Here is a 24,292-nt window from a genome sequence, read left to right as displayed (position 1 = left end):
GGACGGTCCGTCCCTCACACTATCGATTAATGGGGTCATTGATCACCCCGCTGGCGCTAGGTTCCCGCTCCGGGCATTTCGAGACCCGAAAAGTCGGCCCAGTGCTTCAGCCACTGCTCACCGAGCGATGTTCCACCCTGCAAGCGCGCGCGCCGGCCGCTTCCATCGACCGTCACTGTAACCCGCAGATCCGGTTCCGGCAAAACCCCGGCGCCCCGCTCTGGCCACTCGATGACGCACACGTCCCCGGCCTTAAAATAATCCCGGATCCCCATATATTCCAGCTCTTCGGGATCCCCGAGGCGATAGAGGTCAAAGTGATTCAGCGTCCGCCCGCCCAACTCATAGGGCTCCACCAGGGTATAGGTGGGACTCTTAACCGCACCTGAATGCCCCAGTCCGCGCAGGAGCCCGCGGCACAGCGTGGTTTTGCCCGCGCCNAGATTGCCCTCGAGAAACACCACCAGCCCGTTCGGCCACTCANGCAGCGCCTCTGCCANGGAGGCACCCAGATCCAGCGTGGCGCTCTCATCGGCCAGGTAAACCGAACGATGGATCGGCTCAGACATGGCCCGGCTCCGCCTGCAACAATTGGCATAGTGCAGGGATCAGATCCGTGGCCAGCAGGCTGCGCTCGCCCCAGTCACCTACCGCCAGATCCGCCGCTTCCGCGTGCAGTCCCGCACCCAATGCTGCCGCCCGATCCACACTCAACCCCTGCGCCAGAAGGCCGCCCAGGATGCCGCTCAGTACATCCCCCATACCGCCGGAGGCCATGCCGGGGTTACCGGCACTGATCACTTCGAGCGGGCCCTCGGGTGTCGCCACCANCGATCCTGACCCCTTGAGGATGACGGCGCCGCCGAAACGCTTTTGTAAGGCGGCGACGGCCGCAAAGCGATCGCGTTGCACCTCGCTGGTGACGCTCTGCAACANGCGCGCCGCCTCGCCGGGGTGCGGCGTCAAAACCCAGTTATCCCGAGCCTCGGCCACGGCGGGCCGCTGCGCCGCCAGCAGATTGAGGGCATCGGCATCAAGGACGAGCGGCAGACCGGATTGGAGAGCCTGCTGCAACATCTGNTCTGACCAGGGCGACTGCCCCAGGCCTGGGCCGACCACCAGCACGGTGGGTCGCGCCAACCAGGGTTCCAGTTCCTGCCCCGAAGTCACCCCGCAGACCATGATTTCCGGACNNCGGGTCANCGCNGGNGCCACATGTTCGGGNCGNGTCGCCAGACTGACCAGACCGGCACCGGTTCGAGCCGCCGCCTCGGCGGCCATNATGGCCGCGCCGCCATAGCCGGTGTCACCGCCAATAATCATGACGTGGCCGAAATCGCCCTTGTGGGCATCCACAGCGCGGGCCGGCAGGGCAGCCAGCGCCTCGGCCAGCTCAAACCGGTGGCACTCACCGGGCACCTCCGCGTANACGGCCTCGGGNACNCCCAGGCCGGCAAACACCANCTCCCCNCACAGAGCGNGCCCNCGCCCCGTCAGCAGNCCTCGNTTNGCGCCGATGAAGGTCACCGTCAGGGCCGCGCGCACCGCNGNNCCCATTTCCGNNCCGGTNTCCGCGTTGAGCCCCGAGGGAACATCNACCGCCAGTACCGGCAAAGCGGATTGATTGATCTGCGCAATCGCCTCGGCATNGGNCGNNCGCACNTCACCNCTGATACCCGTGCCCANCAGCGCATCGACAATAACGCCCTCCTCGGGCCCGCGNTCTGNTAGGGCATNGACGNCNACGCCTTCCTGCANNGCATAATCCCGNGCCTCGGCCGCNTCNCCNGNGAGNTTTTGCGGATCACCCACGGCGATCACCCGAACCGGNATGCGANGCTGGGCGGCCAGGCCGGCGATGACNTAGCCNTCNCCNGCATTGTTTCCGNCNCCGCAGTANACCGTGATGGNGGNGGGACNNGGNAAGNNTTGCAGCAGTTGCTCAAANGCGGCTCGCCCGGCCCGNTTCATCAACTGANNNCCCGGAATNCCACTGGCAATGGCCCGCTTATCCAGNTGCCGGGTNTGTTCANCGGTGTACANAGTGCGGGGAAATTCTGGCGCGTCGACCGACGTCAATTTCATAGAATCCTCAATTTGGTCGCGATATCTGGCAGAATTATACGCGAACTCACCGGAATCCCGTAACGATCTATGCCGCACTCCGTGGACTTTCAACAACTCGCCGACGACATCAAACNGTGGGGGCGGGANCTGGGCTTTCAGCANGTGGGCATTACCGATACCCANNTGCAGGANAGNGAGGCNCNACTGAANCAGTGGCTCGAGCGCGGCNACCACGGNACCATGNANTGGTTTACCGCCCACGGCGACAAACGCTCCCGGCCACCGGANCTGCACCCCGGCACCATNCGGGTNATNTCGGTGCGGATGGATTANNTNCCGGCCGATACCGATCAGATCAAGNTCCTGAAAGANCCCACCAAAGCCTACATTTCCCGCTACGCGCTGGGTCGGGATTACCACAAANTGATTCGCAAACGCCTGGCGACCCTGGCCAAGAAAATCGAGGCCGCCCTTCCCCCGGAACTGATAGAAGGCCAGCAGCGGCCCTTTGTGGACAGCGCCCCGGTGATGGAGAAACCCTTGGCGGACAAAGCCGGGCTGGGTTGGACGGGAAAGCACACCCTGATCCTGAACAGCGAGGCGGGCAGCTGGTTTTTCCTCGGAGAACTATTCACCTACCTGCCACTGCCGGTGGATCGATCCGAGCAACCCAACCAGTGCGGCACCTGCAGCGCCTGCCTGCAGGTGTGCCCCACCGACGCCTTCCCCGAGCCCTACACCCTGGACGCCCGCCGCTGCATTTCGTACCTCACNATTGAACAGAAGGGACCGATTCCCGAGGAATTTCGCGAGCCCATGGGCAACCGGGTGTTCGGCTGTGATGACTGTCAGGCGGTGTGCCCCTGGAACCGCTATGCCCAGCACACCCGGGAACGGGATTTCTCCCCCCGGCACGATCTGGACCGGCAGGACCTGTTGACGCTGTTTCAGTGGACCGAAGCGGAGTTTCTGACCCGCACAGAGGGCTCGGCCATCCGCCGAACAGGCTACGAGGGCTGGCTGCGCAACCTGGCGGTAGGCCTGGGCAATGCGCCCTCCGATCCGGGCATCATCGCGGCGCTAGAAGCCAAGCGGCCCCTGGCCAGCCCGATGGTCCAGGAGCATATTGACTGGGCCCTTCAGCAGCAGGCTCGACCCAACCGCCGCCGCAAGCGGAAAATTCGCCGAAAGCGCGAATCATAGGTAAAAACAGCGTTATAACAGGGATTTAGATTATAACTATTAGCGCTATTGGCCCGATCACCCTGTTAATTTGAGTGATAAACGTGAATAATACGCACCCTTTTTTGAAAACATTGACGATAAAGCGCGTACCGACGTCCGGGCGCCAATAATGACCATCACCCACATCAACCCGAGAGACAGGTAGCAGACTCTATGAAAGAGAAATCCGATATCGGCCTGGTTGGCCTCGCCGTGATGGGCGAGAACCTGATTCTGAACATGGCCAGCAAAGGCTATACCGTGACCGCGTACAACCGCTCCACCGATAAGGTGGAAAAGTTCGTCAATGGGCGCGCCAAAGGCAAAACCATTCGCGGCGCCTCCTCGGTTGAAGAGCTGGTGCAGTCCCTGGCCAAGCCGCGCAAAATCATGTTGATGGTCAAGGCCGGACAGGCGGTAGACGACTTTATCGAGCAGTTGATCCCGCACCTGGACAAGGGCGACATCATCATCGACGGCGGCAACACGCACTACCCCGACACCAACCGTCGCACCGAATACCTGGAAAGCAAAGGCCTGCTGTTTATCGGCACCGGCGTTTCCGGTGGCGAAGAGGGTGCCCTGACCGGCCCGTCCATCATGCCCGGTGGTTCTCCGGCGGCCTGGGAGCACGTCAAGCCCATCTTCCAGGACATCGCCGCCAAAGTGGACGATGGCAGCCCCTGCTGCGACTGGGTTGGCGAAGCCGGCGCCGGCCACTTTGTGAAAATGGTCCACAACGGCATCGAATACGGTGACATGCAGCTGATCTGCGAAGCCTATCAGTTAATGAAAGACCTGGTGGGCATGACCCACGATGAAATGCACGAAGTGTTCGCCGAGTGGAACGAAGGTGAGCTGAACAGCTACCTGGTAGAAATTACCCGCGACATCCTCGCCTATAAAGAAGACGGCGAGCCGCTGGTTGAAAAGATTCTGGACAAAGCCGGCCAGAAAGGCACCGGCAAGTGGACCGGCATCATCGCCCTGGACATGGGTATTCCCCTGACCCTGATCGGTGAAGCGGTCTTTGCCCGTTGCCTGTCCGCCCAGAAAGACGAGCGCGTGGAAGCGTCCAAAGTACTGAATGGTCCGAAAGTGAAGTTCGAGGGCGACAAGAAAGCCTTTGTGGACGACCTGCGTCAGGCACTGCTGGCGGCCAAGATGATTTCCTACGCCCAGGGTTACGCCCTGATGCGCGAAGCGGCGAAGGAATTCGGCTGGCATCTGAACTACGGTGGCATCGCCCTGATGTGGCGCGGTGGCTGCATCATCCGCTCCGGATTCCTGGACAACATCAAGCACGCCTTCGACAAGAATGGCGATCTGAAGAACCTGCTGATGGATGACTACTTCAACGGTAAAATTGATGCCGCTCAGGACGGCTGGCGCCGCGTGGCCGCTACCGCGATCACCAGCGGTATTCCGGCCCCGGCCATTACCGCCGCCCTGAACTACTTCGACGGCTACCGCTGTGAGCGTCTGCCAGCAAACCTGCTTCAGGCCCAGCGGGACTACTTCGGTGCCCACACCTACGAGCGGGTCGACAAGCCCCGGGGTGAGCACTTCCACACCAACTGGACCGGACGTGGTGGGGATACGGCGTCTTCCACCTATAACGTTTAAGTCCCGTTTGGGTTACGGCGGATGCGGCCTTTGGCCTTATCCGCCCTACACGACCCNCTNAGNNAGTCGCGTAGGGCGGNTAAGCGCGAAGCGCGCANCCGCCGTNACCNNACTTCATTCCNCNACTCAACTCAACCCTCACTCCATCCGAAAAAACGTCTCCCGGTAATGCTTTAANTCCTCAATCGAGTCCTTGATATCGTCCAGGGCCAGATGTGCCCCACTCTTCTTGACCCCCTCGGCCACCTCCGGCCGCCAGCGCCGGGCCAGCTCCTTCACCGTCGACACATCCAGATTCCGGTAGTGAAAATAACGCTCCAGCCTGGGCATACCGCGCACCAGAAAGCGCCGGTCCTGGCAGATGGAATTACCGCACATGGGCGACTTGCCCGCCGGTACCCATTGCTCCAGAAAGGCGATGGTCTGGGCCTGGGCCTCTTCCAGAGAAATGTTGCTGTCTTTCACCCGNTGGGTCAGGCCGGACTGGCCGTGCTGCCTGGTGTTCCAGTCGTCCATGGCCGCCAGTGCCGAATCCGGCTGGTGAATGGCGTACACCGGCCCCTCGGCCAGTACATTCAGATGGGCATCGGTCACAATGGTCGCAATTTCGATGATCACATCCGAATCCGGGTCCAGCCCGGTCATCTCCANATCGATCCAGATCAGGTTGTTTTCATTGGGTGTGGCAGCATTTGACATACAATCGGTTCCTAGAGCGTGTTTGACGCGAGACTTTATCCAGACAGATAGGGCACAATGCCCGTAATCGCCACCAAGATTAACCCGCAGGCCCGCCGGGAACAACCGGCCGCCTCATTACCGCGCGGAGAACACACGCCCTGCATGAGTAAACGCAAACTGACCCGTCGCCAGAACTGGCGCATCCAGAAGATCCAGGAAGAACGCCAGGCCCGTGCCCAACGCAAACAGTCGGGCCCCNTGGAGNATCTGGATGAAAACGCCCTGGGGGCGGAACAGGAAGGGTTGGTNGTGACTCACTTCGGTACTCTGGTGCTGGTGGAGGCCAACGGCGAGCGCAAACGCTGCCACTTTCGCAGCAACCTGGGCTCTCTGGTGACGGGCGACCAGGTCGTCTGGCGCGACGGTTCACCCTACGGTGTGGTGGAAGCGGTCATGCCGCGNCGCTCCGAGCTGTGCCGCCCGGANCCCTACGGTGACCTGAAAACCGTCGCCGCCAATATAGACCGGGCGCTGATCGTGATTGCACCCTACCCCGAGCCCCANTTCAGTCTNGTGGATCGCTANCTGGTGGCCGCCGAAGCCAGCGATATCACCCCGGCGCTGGTGATCAACAAGTGCGATGCNATTGATGCCCGTATTGNCGACAAGATCNAACGGATGGANTCCCTCTATCGCAGCCTGGGNTATTGGGTCGTGCGNGTCTCCGCCGNGACCGGCGAGGGTATGGACGCGCTGGCCGACTACCTCAAGGACTTCACCAGCGTATTTGTCGGCCAGTCCGGGGTTGGCAAGTCTTCACTGACCAACTACCTGTTGCCGGACGCCGACCTGCGTGTGGGCGAACTCTCCGAGCGTCAGACCGGCAGTCACACCACCACCAATGCCGAGCTGTTCCATTTTCCCGGGGGCGGCCAGTTGATTGATTCCCCGGGGGTGCGGGAGTTCGGGCTCTGGCANATGAGTCGNGATCANGTACTGGAGAACTTCATCGAGTTTCGTCCTCATCTGGGGCACTGNAAATTCCGCGACTGCGCCCATCAGGGCGAGCCGGGCTGCGCCCTGNAGAAAGCCCTTGAATCCGGCGAGATCAGCCCTCAACGAATGAGTAGTTGTGAACAGATTCTCGACAGTTTGAACTCACCACGCGGCTGAATGCGNCAAAGTCCGCATTTTACTATTGAGTCCCGCGTATTCGGCGTTATGCTAACNGAAGACCATGCAGTAACCCGATGCAGTAACCAAAGGAATTTCACTATGGCCGACCTGCCACTGATCATCGAACCCGCTGACCTCGCTCAGCTGCTGAAACAACCGCCGGAAAACCTGCGCATTGTGGATCTGTGCAGCGAACCGAGCTATCAGCACGGTCACGTCGAAGGGGCCCTGCACATTCCACCGCAAATGCTGTTGAGCAATATCCCGCCCGCCCCGGGGCGCATCGCCAGCGTGGAGCAGCTCAATCGGCTGTTTTCCTACCTGGGTCTGACCCCCGATACGCACTTTGTCGTCTACGACGATGAAGGCGGCGGNTGGGCCGGACGCTTTATCTGGACCCTGGACGCCATCGGGCACAAGNATTACTCCTATCTCAATGGAGGGCTGCAGGCCTGGAAGAGCGATGAGCTGCCCCTGAGCCGGGAGATTCCGCAACCGCCCTTTACCGANGCCCACGTCAGTCTCGACCCGAGCGTTGTGGTGGAAATTCCGGATATCCTCGAGGCGCTGGANGATCCNAANTTTGTCGTCTGGGATGCCCGGGGACCGTCTGAATACCGGGGCGAAAAAGTGCTCGCCCAAAAGGGGGGGCATATCCCCGGCGCCGTGAATGTGGAGTGGACTCAGTTGATGGACCATCGCAACGGCCTGCGNATCCGCCCCGACGCCGAAGCCTTTCTGGCCGAACAGGGGCTGACCAAAGACAAACGCATTGTCACCCACTGCCAGAGCCATCATCGCTCGGGCTTTACTTATCTGGTCGGCAAGTCGCTCGGCTTNGACATCAAGGGCTATCACGGCTCCTGGTCCGAGTGGGGCAACCATCCCGACACCCCTGTGGAAATCTGATTGAATGTCACGACTGCTCATTGTTGTTGAGTCCGCCCAGGACTGGGCACCCTACTTCCCCAGTGAGCAGGTAATCACCTTTGATGATTACCTGCAGCTGCCGCCGGCGAAAACCAATCGCACCCGGGTCATCAACCTGTGTCGCAAATTCAGCTACCTGAGCAAAGGNTANTACTGCTCGCTGCTGGCGGAAGCCCGGGGGCACTCGGTGATTCCGTCGGTGAAAACCCTGAACGATCTGCGCAATCACANCAGTTTTTCAGTGATTGCCGAGCAGCTCCACAGCCAGGCCGACAANTTTCTCACCAAGCTGGCCAATCGCGAGACGAGTACCTTCGAGTTCTGGGTGTTCTTCGGAGAAAGCAGCGTGCCGGAACTGAAAAAGCTTGCCCGGGAACTGTTTGAGCAACAGCCCTGCCCGATTCTCAAGGTCGAACTGAACTGGCGCGGCGGTTGGCGCATCAACAGCCTCAAGGTGGCGCCGGTGCATACCCTGACCGAGCCGGAGCAGGAAGCCTTTGCCAACGCCCTGGATCGTTTCAGTGCGCAACTGTGGCGCAAACCCAAAGCCCAGAAGGTCAGCCGTTACGAAATGGCCATTCTGGTCAACCCGGATGAGAAGCTGCCTCCCAGCGACGACAAAGCGCTGAAGAAATTTGTGAAAGCGGGTAACCGGCTGGGCATCAATGTCGACTTCATCGGCCGCAAGGACATCCGCAAGCTACCCGAATACGACATGCTGTTTATTCGGGAAACCACCAATATTGACCACCACACCTTTCAGTTCGCCTGCCGGGCCGAGGCCGAGGGGCTCGCGGTGATTGACGATCCGCAGTCCATCATCCGTTGTACCAACAAGGTGTACCTGGCCGATCTGTTCAACGCCCGCAAGGTGGATACCCCCACCACCCGGCTGATTTCCACCCGCTCCAAAGCCGCGCTCGATAAAGTCGCCGCCGAGCTGGGCTTCCCCATGATCGTCAAAATCCCGGACGGGTCATTCTCCCGGGGCATGGTCAAGGTGGAAGACCGGGAAGGATTGGACCGGGCCGTTACCGAGCTGTTGAAACAGTCCGCCCTGCTGCTCGCCCAGGAGTTCATGTACACCGATTATGACTGGCGCGTTGGCGTTCTGAACGGCAAGCCGCTGTACGCCTGTAAATACTACATGGCCGGCGGTCACTGGCAGATTTACGATCACAACAACACCGTAGATCCCTCCGGGGGCTATCAGACCATGCCGACCTATGAGGTGCCGCGCAAAGTCATCGACACCGCGATCAAGGCGGCGGGACTGATCGGCAAGGGACTCTACGGCGTGGATCTGAAGCAGAGCGGCAAGCGGGTGGTGGTGATTGAGGTGAACGACAACCCGAGTATCGATGCCGGGGTGGAGGATGAATTTATCGGCGATGAACTCTACAACCTGATCATGCAGGAGTTCATCAATCGGGTGCAGACCATCCGCCGCTTGCGCGAGGCGCTGTAAGCGCCCCTGGTCAACGTTAAGGCAGCATGAGGGTCAGGGTCTCGTCGGCGATCAGTTGGCCGTCAATGGCCAGGGTAATGCGCCAGGGACCCTGCTTGTTCTCTACCGGCTTCCAGATGGTATCGCCGATAAAGAAATCCCAGTCGTTCTGTTTGATATACACCTCACCGTCGAAGGGTGGCAGGGGGTTGCCGTCTTCATCGGGAATATTCGGGTGGTAGATGCAATACTGCAGCTTGCGGTTTTTGGCTTTTTTGATATTGACGATGTAGCCGAATTCGATATCCAGCTCGCAGGGGATGTCCCGCGTCATTTTGATCAGCTGCGGCAGCTCCTTGGAGTTGGGATCCAGCGGGGTATAGACGCCCCAACTGCGCAGTTTGACTTCCGGTTTTTTCTTGGCCATGGCACCCGAGTAATGGTTGGTTCAAAACCCGAATTGTACCATGGGTGGTTTCAGGGTTTTCGGTTCGTTATTGGGCCTCTGTATCATCACGCCCGGTCAGGTGAGGGGAAGCCCTTCCAAGACACGCCGTAAATACGGTCCCCTTCGCGCTCCCGGCGCTTCGGGACACTTCCCACATCCATGTGGGGCGTCCATGTAGGCTCGAATCGCGGGTCCCCCGCTCCACGGTCTTGGAAGGGCTTCCCCTCACCTGACCTCATCAGGAGAACGACCTTGGGCAAAGGTACCGTAGGGAGGAGTAAGACAACGGCGGATGCGCTGCGCTTATCCGCCCTACGCAACCTGCACTGCTATCCGTAGGGCGGATAAGGTCGAAGACCGCATCCGCCGTTACCCAAGTTGTCGCAGCCAATAGGTGCTAGCTCCCGAAACGATACGCTGCTGCCGCGGAGGCTGGGTATACCCAGGCGGAGCACTCCGGTACGAAGCGCTTGCCCAAAACACCCTCCGACCATTCAGCTCTGCCTTTTAGGAGAGAACCAACAACCGATCCCCCGCATTGACTGATTGACCTTCGGCGCGGGAGAGAGAATCCACAACCCCCGCCTCCGGCGCTACCACCTCAATCTCCATTTTCATCGACTCGAGAATGCACACCACATCTCCGGCCTTCACCTTATCGCCGGGTTTGACCATGAACTGCCAGATATTCCCGGCCACATGACTTTCCACCGCCGTGGCGCCCTCGGGCAACGCGTCCACCTGTTCTTCGGCCGCCTCCTGACCACTGGTGTCGAAATTCATCTGACCGTTATCGATCCAGCGCTGAAGCTCCTCGTTGAACGCACCATTGCGCTTCTTGACGAAGGCATCAATCTCCGACTGGTGCTGCTCGATGAATGCCTCGTAGTCGCTCAGCTTGAAAGTGGTTTCTTCAATGCGCAGCGGGTATTGGCCCTTCGGGAAGTCCCTGCGAATCTGTTGCAGCTCTTCATGGCTGACTTCATAGAAGCGAATCTGGTCGAAGAAGCGCAGCAGCCAGGGGTTGGTGAACTCCCGGGTTTTTCGGTAGCGGTTCCACATCTGCAGCGTGCGGCCGACGAACTGATAACCGCCCGGCCCTTCCATGCCGTAAACGCACAGGTAGGATCCGCCGATGCCCACCGAGTTTTCTGCGGTCCAGGTGCGCGCGGGGTTGTACTTGGTGGTCACCAAACGGTGCCGTGGGTCCAGGGGTGTGGCCACGGGCGCGCCCAAATAGACATCACCCAGCCCCATGACCACATAGCTGGCCTCGAACAGAATCTTCTTCACTTCATCGATGGAGTCCAGACCGTTGATGCGCCGGATAAACTCAATGTTGTCCGGGCACCAGGGGGCGTCCTTGCGCACCGACTGCATGTACTTTTCCGCTGCCTGACGACAGGCCGGGTCATCCCAGCTCAGGGGCAGATGAACAATGCGCGAGGGCACTTCCAGCTCGTCGATGTTCTGTAACTTGTGTTCGGCTTTTTCCAGCAGGTCGAGCAGCCGGTCTGTCGACAACTGCTGGCTTTCATAGTGGATCTGCAAAGAGCGGATGCCCGGAGTCATTTCCATAATGCCGTCAACGCCCTGCTCCTGCAGAAAGAGCATCAATGCGTGCGCCCGGAAGCGCAGACGGATATCCAGCTGCAGAGGCCCGTATTCCACCAGCAGATATTTGTCGCCGGACGGTCGATAGACCACCGGCACGCCGGTCTCGTCACCGGAGAGGGTTTTGAGCACCGGAGTCCGGGCAATCAGCTCGCCGATGGCCAAAGGCTGCGCCGGTTCACTCTCGGTCGAGTCCAGTTGCGCCAGTTGGGTCTGTTGTTCCCGCTCCAGGCGATTGGCATCGGCCAGACTCACCGGGACGAACTGCAATTTGTCTCCCGCTTTCAGCTGACCGAGTTTCCACAGGTCGGCCGCGATCACGGTCACCGGGCAGACAAAGCCACCCAGGGACGGACCATCGGGGCCCAGGATCACCGGCATGTCCCCGGTAAAATCCACCGTGCCGATGGCGTAGGCGTTGTCGTGAATATTGGACGGGTGGAGCCCGGCTTCACCGCCGTCGGAGCGGGCCCACTCGGGTTTGGGACCGATCAGGCGGATGCCCGTGCGACTGGAGTTGTAATGCACTTCCCAGCGATGCTGGAAAAAGGTGCGCATATCCTGTTCGGTAAAGAAATCCGGGGCGCCGTGAGGCCCGTAGATGACCCGCAACTGCCAGTTGCCGTCAATATCCGGGCGCAGGGCCTCCGGTGCCCTGGAGCTCTGCTCCGACAGTGGTTGTTCCACCAGATGCAATACATCACCGGTGCGCAACGCCCGTCCGGCAAATCCGCCAAACTGCCCGAGGGTAAAGGTGGACTTCGACCCCAGGTAATCCGCACACTGAATGCCTCCGGCCACCATCAGATAAGCGCGCGCGCCGCTGGCTACGACTTTTCCGATGGTCAATACCTGCCCCGGCTCGGCGCGCACCACCTGGCAAAACAGAACCGGTTGATCGTCCAGGGTCGCGTGCAAGGCCGCACCTGCGAGAACAAAATCCGTGGCGGTATTGAACTTCAGAGTCGGGCCGTTGAGGGTAATCTCCAGGCCGGCGGTGCCTTCGGGGTTACCCAGCAGACGGTTACCCAGGCGCAGTGAATAATTGTCGAAAGGACCCGAGGGCGGCACCCCGATATCCCAGTAGCCGACCCGTCCTGGAAAATCCTGCACAGTGGTCATGGTGCCCGGTGCCAGTACGTCCATCGTGTGCGGCTGATACGCCAGATCATTCAGAAACCGGGTGTGCACTTCACCGGCGTGGAACTCGGGCGTCGCGATAATACGGCGCACGTAATCGCCATTGGTTTCGATGCCCTCCAGGGTGGTTTGGGCCAATACCTGGTCCAGCGCATCGATGGCCCGGGCGCGATCGTCCTGCCAGACGATCACCTTGGCGAGCATGGGGTCGAAGTACGGCGAAACCGTCAGGCCGGCTTCCACCCAGGTATCGATCCGCAGCGCCTGGCCATCCGCCGGGGGAAAGTCCACGGCGCTCAGCAAGCCCGCGCTGGGCTGGAAATTTTTGTTGGCGTCTTCGGCGTAGAGGCGCGCCTGCAGCGCATGCCCCCGGGGCTTCAGCGAGGCTCCCAGTGGCTTGATATCCCCCAGCTCTCCGGCGGCCTGGCGCAGCATCCAGGCCACCAGGTCCACGTCATAGACCTGCTCGGTCACGCCGTGCTCTACCTGCAGGCGAGTGTTCACTTCCAGAAAGTAGAAGGTGTTTTCACCGGCGTCGTAAATGAACTCCACGGTGCCCGCGTTGCGGTAGTGCACGGCTTCGGCCAGGCGCACGGCGGTGTCGTGCAGCTGTTTGCGCACGGTGTCGGGAATGTTCGGCGCGGGGCACTCTTCGACCACTTTCTGGTTGCGGCGCTGGGAAGAGCAGTCTCGTTCGCCCAGGGCGACGGCGTTACCTTGACCGTCGCCAAATACCTGCACTTCGATATGGCGGGCGGTTTCAATGTATTTTTCGACAAACAGACCATCGTTGGAGAAGTTGTTGGCGCTCAGGCGTTTGACGCTGTCGAAGGCTTTGCGCAGCTCGGCTTCGCTGTAGCAGGTCTGCATTCCGATGCCGCCACCGCCGGCGGTACTTTTCAGGATGACCGGGTAGCCGATGTGCTCCGCCGAGGTGACGGCTTCTTCCAGGTCTTTGAGCAGGCCGGTGCCCGGTAGCAGGGGAACCTTGTTTTCTTCGGCCAGGGCGCGGGCGGTGTGTTTAAGGCCGAAGGCGTTCATCTGTTCGGGGGTGGGCCCGACGAAGGCGACACCGCGCTGTTCGCAGGCGCGGACGAAGTCGGGGTTTTCGCTCAGGAAGCCGTAGCCGGGGTGTACGGCCTGGGCGCCACTCTGCTCGATGACGGCGAAGAGTTTTTCCTGGTTGAGGTAGGTCTCGGTGGCGGCGCCTTCGCCTAACGAGTAGGCGTCGTCTGCCAGGGTGACGTGGAGTGAGTCGGCGTCGGCTTCGGCGTAGACGGCGACGGAGCCGATGCCGAGTTCTTTGAGGGTGCGGATGATGCGCACGGCGATGGCGCCGCGATTGGCGATCAGGACTTTGTTGAACATCGCATGGTCTCTCGATGTCGGTGCGGGTCGTCCCGCTGGATTCGTTGCCCTACCGGGTCGTCCCGATGAGGCTATATACAGGTCTGGAGGCTTTCAGTTGAGTCCGGTCTGGAGCGGGTACAACGATTCAAGACACGCCGTAAATACATGATGTGCATGGATGCACGAATGCCGCGGTGGCATGGATGCCAAAGAACGGCACCTGTAGGCTCGGATCGCCGGTCCCCGGCTCCACGGTCTTGAATCGTTGTACCCGCTCCAGACCTCCGTGCCAGCGGAAGTTTGCGTAGGGCGGATAAGCCGCAGGCGCATCCGCCGTAACCCAACGTCCCCCCTAATCCCAAACCAACACCTCAATCGGCGTCGGATCATACCCATTACACGGGTTATTCAACTGCGGACAATTGGAAATCAACACAATGGTGTCCATCTGGGCCTTCAGCTCCACATATTTTCCGGGCGCCGAGATGCCATCTTCGAACGTCAATCCACCGTCCGGGGTGATGGGCACGTTCATGAAGAAGTTGATGTTGTGGGTGATGTCCCGTTTGCTCAGGCCGAGTTCTTCGTGCTCGGCGATGGCGAGCATCCAGCTGTCGCGGCAGGCGTGCATGTGGCGTTTGTCGAGGTCGTAGCGCACGGTGTTGCTTTCGGTGGCGCAGGCGCCGCCCAGGGTGTCGTGGCGGCCGCAGGTGTCGGCGACGATGTCGAGCATGACGCGGTTGTAGTTGGAACGCAGGCGGGTGCCGGCGCTCAGGTAGGCGTTGCCCTGTTCGCGGATGGTGTCCATGGCGCTGTAGCGCTCGGTGGGATCATCGGCGCTGTAGAACAGTGTGTCGGCGGCCTGGTTTCCTTCGAGGTCGAGGATGCGCAGGGTCTGGCCGGCTTTGATCACTTTCAGGTAGTAGTCGCCCGCGCCGACGGTGTCGCGGACGCTGGCGTCTTCGGGTTTGAGTGTGCTTTCTTTGATCATGGGTGTTCTCCTCTGCCCTGACTCATGCGCCCAGGTAATAGAGACGGTTGTTTTCAAAGCCGCGGCGGTTTTCCGGGCGGAAGTTTTTGCAGTAGTCGTCCTCGGTGACCGGGTCGGCCTGAAGCAGGCGTATGCCCACGGGCTTGCGTGGGTAATCGAGCGCCCGGTTCATGGGGTGTGGGCAGGAGTGCATTACTACCAGCGTGTCCATTTCAAACCGCAGCAGGACGCGGCTGCCCGCGCTCGAGTGGTTTTCTGTCAGTGCCAGGTTGCCTTCGGCATCCGGGGCGACTTTGCTGAACCAGTTTAGGTTGGCGGCCAGGTCTTTCGGGCCCAGTCCGTATTTTTCCAGCTCCACCAGAAAGCTGCTGGTGCCGTCCTGGTGCCACTGGTTCTGGTCGTTCTGATAATCGCGCTTGCCCCACTGCTCGGCCACTTGTTGCGCGTTACTGGTGCCGCAGACGGTTTCATGCCAGCCCAGGCTGTCTTCCACGATGGAGGCGAAAATCCGGCCCATGTCTGAATAAAGGCAGTGGCCGCGGGTGAGTTTGAAAGTGTGTTGACACTTGAGGGTATCCGGCGCGTTATAGCGTTCGAGCAGATTTTCCGGGTTGTAAAACAACATACCGACGTTGGCGCCGCCCTCGAGGTCGGTCAGTTCCAGCGCGGTGCCGCGCCGCAAGCGCAGGGACCAGTGGCTGGCCGGTGGCAGGGTGTACTCGTACAGAGCTTCATTGGCCATGGTGAAGCGTCTCCTTTTTCTGTTCGGTTTGATTCAGGTTGTCGTCAATGGTTTTCAGCAATGCTTCGTCCGTCTCACCCACCGGCAGGTCATAGGTTATCCGCGCGCCGTAAGCTTCGGGTTCGTGCGGATCAATCCGGTCTTTGTCGAACACCCAGAGCCGGGTGCCGAGATAGAAGCCTTCCTGAATGTCGTGAGTGATCATGAATACGGTCAGGTTCAGTTCGCGCCAGAGTTTGATCACCAGTTCATGCATGTCCTTCCGGATGCCGGGGTCCAGTGCGCCGAACGGTTCATCCAATAGCAGGATGCGTGGCTGTTTGATCAGCGACTGGGCGATGGCGAGTCGCTGTTGCATACCGCCGGACAATTCATGGGGGTATTTGTGCAGGGCGTGACTCAGCCCCACCGCCTCCAGCATGTCCTCCGCGGTCTGCCGGGCCTGCCTGCTGGCCCGACCAAACAGACGCGCCATCAGCGGGCTGCGCTCAAACTCCATGGAGAGCATCACGTTTTCCAGCGCCGTCATATGCGGGAATACCGAATAGCGCTGAAACACGATACCGCGATCGTCACCGGGCTCCGCCACCAGCGGTTTGCCATCGAGTTCGATCCCTCCCTGAGAGGGAGACTCGGTGCCCAGCAACAATTTCAGAAAGGTGGTCTTGCCACAGCCCGATGCGCCGACAATGGTAATGAACTCACCGCGCTCCACGGTTTTGTTCAGATTTTCCAGCACCACGGTGTCACCATAGCGCTTCCACAGCTTGTCAATTTTGATGTAACTCATAACACCTCAGTGGCCGCTGCCAGTTTGTGCGTGGAACCAGGGGAAGCAACGGCGCGAAAGCAACCGCAACAACAGGTCGATAACAAAGGCAAGAATTGTGATCCAGACCACATAGGGCAGGATGACATCCATGGACAGGTAACGACGTACCAGGAAAATGCGGTAACCAAGTCCATCGGTGGAGGCAATCGCTTCGGCGGCAATCAGAAACAACCAGGCCGATCCCAGAGACAGGCGCACGCTGGCGAGCAGGCGGGGCAGTATCTGAGGCAGAATCACCCGCTGGATGATCTGCCAACTGCTGGCGCCCAGGGTTTGCGCTTTGATGATCTGCTCGGCGGGAATTTCCTGCACTCGCTGCTGCATATCGCGACACAAAAACGGCGCCGTGCCAATGATGATCAACATGACTTTGGACAACTCACCCAGGCCAAACACAATAAAAAGAATGGGCAATATGGCCATGGGGGGCACCAGAGAGACGGCCGTCATCAAAGGCGACAGGTTGGCGCTTACATAGGGAATGGCACCGCTGAGCACCCCGAACACCAGAGCGAACACGGCGCTGATGGTCACGCCAATAGCCAGGCGTTGGAGACTGCTTTGGGTGTCTTGCCAGAACAGGTACTCGCCCGTTCGGGCGCTGGGTTCGAACGCCAGTCTTTCGATTGCCGCGCCAAAGCTGTCAAAAGAAGGTAACAACTTGTCGTTGGGATTTTCCGCCAGACGCGCGTTGGACGCCCCCACATAGAGGGCCAACAACAGCAGAAATGGCAGCAGTCCCAACAGCCAGCGGGCAACGCGATTGGGTTGTTGGTTGATCAGTCGCTTCATGCTTACCTCAGCGTGGATGAATTGGCTCTGGACCGGTATTCAATTACCGGCTGCCAGCAGCGGGAAGGGTTCGGGCGAGGCGACAAAAAAAGGTGACAAGGAAAAACCCGGGGGTTTTTACCTTGCCACAACAGTGGGTCGGAGAGGGAGAGTAGTACGGTGTGGTGCCTGACATGGTGAACCTCCAGCGGTTACACGGTTTCATGAACGAGGATTCAATGGCGACAGCGCCATCGCGAACCTCCCGGGCTTTTGTCCCGCCGTGTAACCTTGCACTGAAAATTCCCGTGTAAGGTCGGCTGCTCTCGGACCAGACACGCGAACCTGAACCTGTTCAAGTCATCACGCCGGAACCCTAGCGGCCTATTCAGCACTGCATCATCCGCCGCAGCGCCTTGGTCAAATTGTCTTTACTGAGTTGCTTCAACGGGGTGGTCCCATCGAATCCTCTGTGTACTAAAGAGTGAGCAATATGAATGCCAACCTTAAAAGGCGCCAAAATAGCGCTTTTGCGCCGTTTCCGCAGGACAGGAACACCGCCTTCCGCACCAATACGGTGCAATTCTGCGCAAGGAGGCACCAGAACAAGGCCTGACTGAGTGACACCTGGAGGACAAGGAGGATGGTATGGAGAGGGGGGGAAGAGCGCGCCCTTGAGCCACCATAGTGACCCCAGGGCGCTTACTACTACAATGATTACTTATTCAACGGCATCTTCGGCGTCATCTGCCGCATCTTCCATTGCATCACCGGCATCATCCACCGCGTCATCAATATTCTCGCCCGCTTCTTCTGCAGGCCCTTGATCACAGCCGGTCAGGAAAGCACCGCCGGAGAGAACCAGAAACATTGCCAGGGCCAGTGAGCGGACGCGCTTGGTCAGAAGGTTTTCTTCATTCATGGTGTTGACTCCTTCATTCGATAAAAAAGGGCTTATTGCTGCCCCATGGGTGCCGTATGCTTGCTGTTTTGGCGCGAAATGCAGCAATAACAAGCCATTTTCTGCCAAAACCCTACGGTACTGTTTATCTTAGGCCAAGATTGCGGAATTCAACAGTCGCCGCCGGAACAAGGCGCCAAATGAGACTTCACTCACAACTTTCGCCCTCGAATGCAACTTTCCTACCTCCTTACGTCCAATATTGTGAAGGCCGCGTTTTTGCCTATACTCACAAAACCTGCATCGTCAAAGGAGATTGCTTATGTTCAGCTGGGCATTTTTATTTCTGATTATTGCCATTGTTGCCGGGGTACTGGGATTGAGCGGCATTGCTGGCGCCGCAACCAACATTGCCTGGATTCTTTTTGTGGTCGGCGTGGTGCTGGCGATCGTGTTCGCCGTTGTCGGGCGAAAACCGCCGCTATAACCTCAATGATACCGGGACATTGAAGAATGAGCGCGCTGTAGTCGCAATGGCGCGCTCACTTTTTTCAGCACCGTCACGCTAATGCATAGTAACCAAAAATCACCGAAGCGATGACAATTCCCACGATCACCGGGGACTGATACCAAGGGAGCGTGATGGGCCGCTTACCGCTTTTGTCCTTGCGGCGTTTGCGTACCGCGTCGAGTTGTTCCCGGGTCGCAAACAGTTTCTCCGGAAAAACAAAGCAGAGGGTGCCGTATACAGCCAAAGGCACACTCAACAGATAATCGCCCAACACCAGAAACAGAATTGCCAGCCCCAGGCAAATGGCACCCACGGTGCGAGACTCTCGATGCTTCATATCAACGTGCTCCTCAATCAGATTATTGTTGGTCTGTCATCAAGGGCCCCATCCCTGGGGTTCTGAAACAACTATTGCTTTTTATCCCCTCGCCACTGCATCCGGTACAGGTCGTGCCGACGATCTTTCAGATTCTGCACAGTGCCGCTGTTGCGGGCCATGATCAATGACTCGGGACGCAAGTCGGCAAACGCCACGGTTTCGACATTGGGCGTTGTATCTGCCGCAATGCCATCCCGCGCGAAGGGAAAGTCACAGGGCGTCAGAATGCAGCTCTGCGCGTATTGAATGTCCATATTGGAGACGTTGGGCAGGTTACCCACATTACCGGACATGACCACGTACATCTGGTTTTCCACCGCACGGGCCTGACAACAGTAGCGCACGCGCAGATAGCTTTGCCGCTCATCGGTGCAGAAAGGTACAAACAGAATCTGAACCCCCTGATCCGCCAGGTGACGCCCCAATTCCGGGAACTCCGAGTCGTAGCAGATCAATACACCAATCGGGCCGCAGTCGGTATCGATGGCGGTCAGGCTGCTACCACCTTCAATGTCCCACCAATAGCGCTCGTTCGGCGTGGGGTGGATTTTGGGCTGCTCGAAGATCCGGCCGTCGCGCAGAAAAATATAGGAAATATTTTCAATACGGCCGTTCTCTACCCGAGTGGGGTGCGAGCCGGCGATGATATTGACGTTGTAGCTGAGCGCCATATCCCGGAACGCATCTTTAAGACGAGGCGTGTACTTGGTCAGCGCCTCAATCGACTCGAAAGGCGAAAGCTCCTGGTCCTCAATCGACAACAGCTGCAGTGTCAACAGTTCCGGAAAGACCACAAAGTCACTTTTGTAATCCGCCACGACGTCGACAAAGTATTCGATGTACTTCAGAAACTCAGCGAACGACGTGACCCGCCGCTGCATATATTGCACAGTGGCGATGCGCACGACGTCGGGCATCCGTACGCCGTATTTTTTCACCGGTTTCTCATCTTCCTGCGGTACTTTCGGGTTGTACCAGACCAGGTGGGCGGCGTAGTTCAGCGATTCGGTATCATCGTCGAGGTAATTGGGGATAACGCCAATCACCTCAAAGCCATTGCGCAGCTGGAACGACAGGACCGGGTCCTTGATCTGCTTGTGCACCACCTGATCGATATAGTTTTCTACCGAGCCGACTTTTTTCAGGCGCTTGTGCAGGTTGGGCATTCTCCCGGCAAACACCACGCCTTTCAGACCCAGGGACTGACACAACTTTTTCCGCTCGTTGTACAGACGCTGGCCGATGCGATAGCCGCGATAGGCGTTATCGATACAGACTTCCATACCGTACAACCAGTCGCCATGGATGTCGTGACGGGATGCAAAACCGTTGCCGGTAATTTCATTCCAGGTGTGCGTCTTCAGTGCCACATCACCGGAGATGCGGAAGGTCGCACAGTAACCCACCAGGGCATCCCCCACCATGACCACGATCTGCCCCTGGCGGAAGTTATTGATCTGCCCGACGATCGCCGCGCGCGGGTAGGTCTCCATTTTGAGCGGACCGTACACACGGTCAGCGAGCGCCACAATGGCGGGCACATCCGCCAGGGTGGCATTGCGCACGGTCAGGTGAGCACCGGGCTGCTGCAGTTTGTTTTCCTCTTTCTTCGCCATACTGTTAACTGCCTCTACAACAGGGGATCAGCGGTTCAGCCGCTGATCTCTTTCAAATTGAGTCCATACAGGGCGGCGATCAGGGATATCCCGCCCAGCAATGCAATCACACCCGCGACACCGATCCACGCGGTCAGCAGCCCCACGCTACCCAGGGCGAGCAATGCCAGCCCGATCAGCGTGTTGCTGACCGCCACATATTGCGCGCGGGTCTGCGCGGTGGCCATATCGACAAGATAGACCTTGCGGGCCAGGCGCGCCCCGCCGTGACAGATACTGATACCAAAGAACAGCAGAGCATGCACCCAGGGCGAGGCGAGCAGCGTCAGCTCCAGCCACGCCAGCAGCGCCGTCACGGCACAGAGTATCGCACCCCCAAAGGCCGCCAGCGCCATGGTCCAACGGCTGGAGCGGTCACTCAGTCGGCCCCACACCGGCGAGCTCAGGCTGGCCGCCAGGCCACTGGCAATGATCATCAGGCCCAGCCCCGCCGCGCTGCTGCCGGCGTGTTCCTGAGCGAGCAACACAAAAAACGGCGGGACCAGCGCGATACTCAGCAACAGCCCCCGGGCGAGCACAAAGCGCCGAAAGTCCCGATCGGTCACCACGATACCCAGACTGCGCAGGGCCACACTGACCGCGTTCCCACCGCCCTCGGTGGCCCCCGGCGCTTCCTGAATCTGGCTGAACGCCAGTAGCGACAGCAGCCATAACGCCGCTGCGCCACCGAGGAACAGGGTCAGGTTGACCGGCTCGGCACCCGTGCCAAATTCCGCATACAGGCCCACCAGCAAGGTGGCCACCCCGGCCACGCTGGCCGAGTAACCCATCAGCGCACCGCGCCGGGTTTTCGAGACGGTTTTTCCGAGCACATCTTTGGCGGCAACCGAGCAGAGCCCTCTTGCCAGGCTGTACACCACCAGGGCGCCGACGACGGCCCAGCCTACCTCAGAGCCCTGCAGCGTCCCGGCGGCCAGGGCCATGGCCGCCAGCGCCAGCATGGACAGAAAAGCACCCAGCAGCCAAACCACTTTGCGCCGGGCCAAGCGCCGGATAAAGGCCGCGACCATCAGTTGCGGAATCAACACCCCCGCCTCGCGGATAGGCACCAGAAAGCCGGCGAACCCCGATGAGGCCCCGGCCGCGCCGAGCAGCCAGGGCAAGATCAGTCGGGCACTGGAGAGCTCATCCGCCACTTTACTGAAGGTGTTGGCGACCAGGTAGGCAAAAAAGTTGCGCGGTTGATGTCGGCAGGCATCCTCGGGAATATCCTTACAGACCCGGGCATCCTCATCATCATTCAATTGTTCGTAAACCCGGCTCAGGCGGGGGTAATCGGGGTACAGAACCTCGGGCTTGACGGGCTGATGGTCACTCACAGGCACTTTCTCTCCGGTCTGGTGTAGGCCGCCGCTCAGTATCGGTGCTTATCCGAATGATGTAAACCACGGCCTGTTATACTCCCGGGATAATGCACGACCAAGGATCTTCCCATGGCAACTGGACACTGGCTGACCCGGGGCTCACTGGTGACGCTCATACTGATCGTCATTGGCTGCAGCGCGATCGGCCACCAACTGTGGAATCAACGCTATGGCGCCCCCACCCCCCGGGAGCCACTGCGCAATGCGTCGGAGGACGACCGGTTCCAGGAACATATCAAACCGCTGCTCGAGCACCGCTGTACCGTCTGTCACGGCTGCTACGACGCGCCCTGTCAGCTGAAAATGGAAGCCCGGGAAGGTCTGTTCCGGGGTGCCCACGAGGACAAGGTGTACGACGGTACCCGCCTGCTCGGTGCCGAGCTCACCCGGCTGTTTGAAGATGCGGACAGCACCGCGCAGTGGCGAGAGAAAGGCTTCTTCCCGGTCATCAACGAGCGCGCCGACAGTGCCCAAGCCAATCTCCAGGGTAGCGTGCTCGCGCGCATGCTCCAGCTCAAACGGCAGCACCCCTTGCCCACCCAGGCCGTGCTGCCCGACAGTTTCGATTTTTCCCTTAACCGAGACTGGCACTGCCCCAAGGCCGAGACCTTCGACAGCTATGCCGAGGACTACCCACTGTGGGGCATGCCCTACGGGCTACCGGGGCTGTCCGAGCGCGAGCACAACCGCCTGATCCACTGGCTGGAAGATGGCGCCCCCGCCGGGGCCCCCAAACCCATTGGCCCCGAGTTGCAACAGACCGTTCAGCAGTGGGAGCATTTTTTTAACGCCGACTCCCTCAAAGCCCGGTTGACCAACCGCTACCTGTACGAGCACCTCTTTCTGGCCAATCTGCATTTTGAGGCAAACCCCACCGTGTTTTTCAAATTGGTCCGCTCCGGCACGCCCCCCGGCGAGCCCATCGAGCGCATCAGCACCCGCCGCCCCTTCGATGACCCGGGGGTGGACCGGGTGTACTACCGTCTCTGGCGGGACCCGAGCAGCATTGTGGTGAAAAACCACCTGCCCTACGCCCTGACGCCCGAGCGCATGGCCCACTGGCGAGAATGGTTTCTGGACGCGGATTACGCGGTCACCGAACTGCCGGGTTACCAGTCCGAACAGGCGGCCAATCCCTTTGCGACCTTTGTGGATCTGCCAGTAAAGGCCCGCTACCAGTTTTTGCTGGATGAAGCCGAGTTCACCATCATGAATTTCATCAAGGGCCCGGTGTGTCGAGGCCAGGTGGCCCTCAATGTGATTCAGGATCACTTCTGGGTCAGCTTTGTAGACCCGGCGTTTACCGCCGATAAATGGGATGGAGAGTTTCTAGCCAACAACAGCGAGCACCTGAAACTGCCTGCCGGAGTCGGCAACACCCTGCTGCCAATGACCAATTGGCGGCGCTACTCACAGTTGCAGAAAGATTACCTGGCCGCCAAAGCCACCCACCTGTCCGACAAGTTTGGCGAACGTGAACCGCTCAGCATGGAAATGATCTGGGATGGCGAGGGCCAAAACACCAACGCCGCTCTGACCATTTTCCGACACACCGACAGTGCCAGCGTGCACCGCGGTTTTATCGGGCCCGAGCCGAAAACCAGCTGGGTGATCGACTATCCCCTGTTGGAGCGGATTCACTACCTGCTGGTGGCGGGCTTTGATGTCTACGGCAACACCTCCCACCAACTGCTGAGCCGGCTGTATATGGACTTCCTGCGCATGGAAGGCGAGATGAACTTCATCAACTTCCTGCCCGAGCCAGTCCAGGAGCCGACCATTGCCCACTGGTATCGGGACGCCGAAGAAGACCTCAAAGAATACCTGGACGTTTACCAGAACAACCTCCAGGTAGAGACCGCTCTGGAATACCCGTCGGGCCAGGACCACCAACGGCGACTCTACCAGTTGTTGATCAGACGGCTTCAGCCGGTCCTCTCCGGCGAGCACCAGTTGGACGAACTGGCGCTGAATGAGCGCACCAGAGAAGCGCTGCAGACACTGCACTCATTGGAGGGAGAGGCCCTGCGGGTACTGCCGCCGACAACGGTCATCTATGTGCCCGATAGCGCGTTGTTCACACTGATTCACCACAACGCCTACAGCAACCTGTCATCGCTGTTTATGGAGCAGGAGCGACGCCTGCCGAAGGAGGACACACTGAGTGTGGCGGCGGGCATCATCGGAAGCTACCCGAACAGCTTCCTGATGATGGATGAGCGGGACATTCCGGCCTTCGTGAATCAGGTGCGGGCCATGAGCGACGAGCGGGACTACCGGAAGCTGAAGGATCGCTACGGGGTGCGCCGCAGCGATCCAAATTTCTGGGAAATCAGTGACGACATCCACGTGCTCTATCGTGAGCGCGCGGGAGTACAGGCAGGACTATTGGATTACAACCGGCTGGAAAACCGATAGAGCG

20 protein-coding genes and 1 riboswitch are annotated in these 24,292 nt (G+C 59.5%); of the genes, 7 read left to right on the top strand and 13 right to left on the bottom strand.

Annotated elements, in window-relative coordinates:
* Window positions 1-56: 56 nt before the first annotated feature.
* Both tsaE and CMG77_RS01410 read right to left on the bottom strand, forming a co-directional pair.
* Complete coding sequence (tsaE, locus tag CMG77_RS01415; protein WP_286903485.1) at window positions 57-569, bottom strand: tRNA (adenosine(37)-N6)-threonylcarbamoyltransferase complex ATPase subunit type 1 TsaE; 513 nt, start codon at window positions 567-569, stop codon at window positions 57-59.
* On the bottom strand, window positions 562-2,085 hold the full coding sequence (locus tag CMG77_RS01410; RefSeq protein ID WP_286903484.1) for an NAD(P)H-hydrate dehydratase: 1,524 nt from the start codon (window positions 2,083-2,085) through the stop codon (window positions 562-564). The genes tsaE and CMG77_RS01410 overlap by 8 nt, the downstream gene beginning before the upstream one ends.
* Window positions 2,086-2,154: 69 nt before the next feature.
* Between CMG77_RS01410 and queG the strand changes: the two genes are divergently transcribed.
* Window positions 2,155-3,270 (top strand): tRNA epoxyqueuosine(34) reductase QueG, encoded by a 1,116-nt coding sequence (queG, locus tag CMG77_RS01405; protein WP_286903483.1) that lies wholly within the window; start codon window positions 2,155-2,157, stop codon window positions 3,268-3,270.
* A gap of 195 nt (window positions 3,271-3,465) precedes the next feature.
* The gene (gene gnd, locus CMG77_RS01400) at window positions 3,466-4,917 is read left to right on the top strand and encodes a decarboxylating NADP(+)-dependent phosphogluconate dehydrogenase (RefSeq protein WP_123638191.1); all 1,452 of its coding nucleotides are present in this window, start codon (window positions 3,466-3,468) and stop codon (window positions 4,915-4,917) included.
* A gap of 138 nt (window positions 4,918-5,055) precedes the next feature.
* On the opposite strand, the gene orn is transcribed toward gnd, so the two are convergent.
* Window positions 5,056-5,616 carry an oligoribonuclease gene (orn, locus tag CMG77_RS01395; RefSeq protein ID WP_286903482.1) on the bottom strand — a complete coding sequence of 187 codons (561 nt, stop codon included), beginning with the start codon at window positions 5,614-5,616 and terminating at the stop codon, window positions 5,056-5,058.
* Window positions 5,617-5,673: 57 nt separating this feature from the next.
* On the opposite strand from orn, the gene rsgA reads away from it, so the two are divergent.
* The 3 genes from rsgA (at window position 5,674) to CMG77_RS01380 (ending at window position 9,172) form a co-directional block, all read left to right on the top strand.
* Window positions 5,674-6,771 carry a small ribosomal subunit biogenesis GTPase RsgA gene (gene rsgA, locus CMG77_RS01390; RefSeq protein WP_502691715.1) on the top strand — a complete coding sequence of 366 codons (1,098 nt, stop codon included), beginning with the start codon at window positions 5,674-5,676 and terminating at the stop codon, window positions 6,769-6,771.
* A 102-nt stretch (window positions 6,772-6,873) separates the two neighbouring features.
* Complete coding sequence (locus CMG77_RS01385) at window positions 6,874-7,683, top strand: sulfurtransferase (RefSeq protein WP_286903480.1); 810 nt, start codon at window positions 6,874-6,876, stop codon at window positions 7,681-7,683.
* Window positions 7,684-7,687: 4 nt separating this feature from the next.
* Entirely contained in the window at window positions 7,688-9,172 is a 1,485-nt protein-coding gene (locus CMG77_RS01380) for a RimK family ATP-grasp domain-containing protein (RefSeq protein ID WP_286903479.1), read from the top strand.
* 16 nt (window positions 9,173-9,188) lie between these two features.
* On the opposite strand, the gene CMG77_RS01375 is transcribed toward CMG77_RS01380, so the two are convergent.
* From CMG77_RS01375 to CMG77_RS01345, 7 genes are all read right to left on the bottom strand, one after another.
* Window positions 9,189-9,578, bottom strand: coding sequence for a DUF3859 domain-containing protein (locus tag CMG77_RS01375; RefSeq protein ID WP_286807329.1), 390 nt, complete (start codon window positions 9,576-9,578; stop codon window positions 9,189-9,191).
* 528 nt (window positions 9,579-10,106) lie between these two features.
* Window positions 10,107-13,721, bottom strand: coding sequence for an urea carboxylase (uca, locus tag CMG77_RS01370; RefSeq protein ID WP_286807328.1), 3,615 nt, complete (start codon window positions 13,719-13,721; stop codon window positions 10,107-10,109).
* A gap of 334 nt (window positions 13,722-14,055) precedes the next feature.
* Window positions 14,056-14,694 (bottom strand): urea amidolyase associated protein UAAP2, encoded by a 639-nt coding sequence (locus CMG77_RS01365; protein WP_286903478.1) that lies wholly within the window; start codon window positions 14,692-14,694, stop codon window positions 14,056-14,058.
* A gap of 22 nt (window positions 14,695-14,716) precedes the next feature.
* Window positions 14,717-15,436 (bottom strand): urea amidolyase associated protein UAAP1, encoded by a 720-nt coding sequence (locus tag CMG77_RS01360; RefSeq protein WP_286807325.1) that lies wholly within the window; start codon window positions 15,434-15,436, stop codon window positions 14,717-14,719.
* Window positions 15,426-16,226 carry an ABC transporter ATP-binding protein gene (locus tag CMG77_RS01355; RefSeq protein ID WP_024461156.1) on the bottom strand — a complete coding sequence of 267 codons (801 nt, stop codon included), beginning with the start codon at window positions 16,224-16,226 and terminating at the stop codon, window positions 15,426-15,428. Before CMG77_RS01355 ends, CMG77_RS01360 begins: the two co-directional genes overlap by 11 nt.
* Window positions 16,227-16,232: 6 nt before the next feature.
* Window positions 16,233-17,060: an ABC transporter permease gene (locus CMG77_RS01350; protein ID WP_123638201.1), complete on the bottom strand. Its 828-nt coding sequence runs from the start codon at window positions 17,058-17,060 to the stop codon at window positions 16,233-16,235.
* A 239-nt stretch (window positions 17,061-17,299) separates the two neighbouring features.
* A riboswitch (guanidine-I (ykkC/yxkD leader) is annotated at window positions 17,300-17,430 on the bottom strand.
* 330 nt (window positions 17,431-17,760) lie between these two features.
* Window positions 17,761-18,054, bottom strand: a complete 294-nt coding sequence (locus CMG77_RS01345) for a hypothetical protein (RefSeq protein WP_286807324.1) — start codon at window positions 18,052-18,054, stop codon at window positions 17,761-17,763.
* A 208-nt stretch (window positions 18,055-18,262) separates the two neighbouring features.
* On the opposite strand from CMG77_RS01345, the gene CMG77_RS01340 reads away from it, so the two are divergent.
* Window positions 18,263-18,427 carry a DUF1328 domain-containing protein gene (locus tag CMG77_RS01340; protein WP_024461159.1) on the top strand — a complete coding sequence of 55 codons (165 nt, stop codon included), beginning with the start codon at window positions 18,263-18,265 and terminating at the stop codon, window positions 18,425-18,427.
* Window positions 18,428-18,500: 73 nt separating this feature from the next.
* Here CMG77_RS01340 and CMG77_RS01335 read toward each other — a convergent pair whose 3' ends face one another.
* The 3 genes from CMG77_RS01335 to CMG77_RS01325 form a co-directional block, all read right to left on the bottom strand.
* On the bottom strand, window positions 18,501-18,788 hold the full coding sequence (locus CMG77_RS01335; protein ID WP_024461160.1) for a hypothetical protein: 288 nt from the start codon (window positions 18,786-18,788) through the stop codon (window positions 18,501-18,503).
* A gap of 71 nt (window positions 18,789-18,859) precedes the next feature.
* A complete protein-coding gene (locus CMG77_RS01330) occupies window positions 18,860-20,446 on the bottom strand; it encodes a carbon-nitrogen hydrolase family protein (RefSeq protein WP_286807322.1) in 1,587 nt (528 codons plus the stop codon).
* Between the two features lie 35 nt (window positions 20,447-20,481).
* Window positions 20,482-21,825: an MFS transporter gene (locus CMG77_RS01325; protein ID WP_286807321.1), complete on the bottom strand. Its 1,344-nt coding sequence runs from the start codon at window positions 21,823-21,825 to the stop codon at window positions 20,482-20,484.
* Window positions 21,826-21,939: 114 nt separating this feature from the next.
* On the opposite strand from CMG77_RS01325, the gene CMG77_RS01320 reads away from it, so the two are divergent.
* A complete protein-coding gene (locus CMG77_RS01320; RefSeq protein ID WP_286807320.1) occupies window positions 21,940-24,288 on the top strand; it encodes a fatty acid cis/trans isomerase in 2,349 nt (782 codons plus the stop codon).
* Window positions 24,289-24,292: the final 4 nt, after the last annotated feature.

The sequence above is a fragment of the Marinimicrobium sp. genome, from assembly GCF_002695945.1.
Lineage (GTDB): Bacteria > Pseudomonadota > Gammaproteobacteria > Pseudomonadales > Cellvibrionaceae > Marinimicrobium > Marinimicrobium koreense.
The sequence above is the reverse complement of the archived record's forward strand: the minus strand, read 5'-3'. Positions and strand labels throughout refer to the sequence as shown.

Bases quoted from the DNA above. Each gene is read 5' to 3' on its own strand.
- CMG77_RS01340 (WP_024461159.1), top strand. From the start codon at position 18,263: ATGTTCAGCTGGGCATTTTTATTTCTGATTATTGCCATTGTTGCCGGG.
- CMG77_RS01335 (WP_024461160.1), bottom strand. From the start codon at position 18,788: ATGAAGCATCGAGAGTCTCGCACCGTGGGTGCCATTTGCCTGGGGCTG.
- uca (WP_286807328.1), bottom strand. From the start codon at position 13,721: ATGTTCAACAAAGTCCTGATCGCCAATCGCGGCGCCATCGCCGTGCGC.
- gnd (WP_123638191.1), top strand. From the start codon at position 3,466: ATGAAAGAGAAATCCGATATCGGCCTGGTTGGCCTCGCCGTGATGGGC.
- CMG77_RS01350 (WP_123638201.1), bottom strand. From the start codon at position 17,060: ATGAAGCGACTGATCAACCAACAACCCAATCGCGTTGCCCGCTGGCTG.
- CMG77_RS01355 (WP_024461156.1), bottom strand. From the start codon at position 16,226: ATGAGTTACATCAAAATTGACAAGCTGTGGAAGCGCTATGGTGACACC.
- CMG77_RS01360 (WP_286807325.1), bottom strand. From the start codon at position 15,436: ATGGCCAATGAAGCTCTGTACGAGTACACCCTGCCACCGGCCAGCCAC.
- CMG77_RS01330 (WP_286807322.1), bottom strand. From the start codon at position 20,446: ATGGCGAAGAAAGAGGAAAACAAACTGCAGCAGCCCGGTGCTCACCTG.
- CMG77_RS01375 (WP_286807329.1), bottom strand. From the start codon at position 9,578: ATGGCCAAGAAAAAACCGGAAGTCAAACTGCGCAGTTGGGGCGTCTAT.
- CMG77_RS01320 (WP_286807320.1), top strand. From the start codon at position 21,940: ATGGCAACTGGACACTGGCTGACCCGGGGCTCACTGGTGACGCTCATA.
- CMG77_RS01365 (WP_286903478.1), bottom strand. From the start codon at position 14,694: ATGATCAAAGAAAGCACACTCAAACCCGAAGACGCCAGCGTCCGCGAC.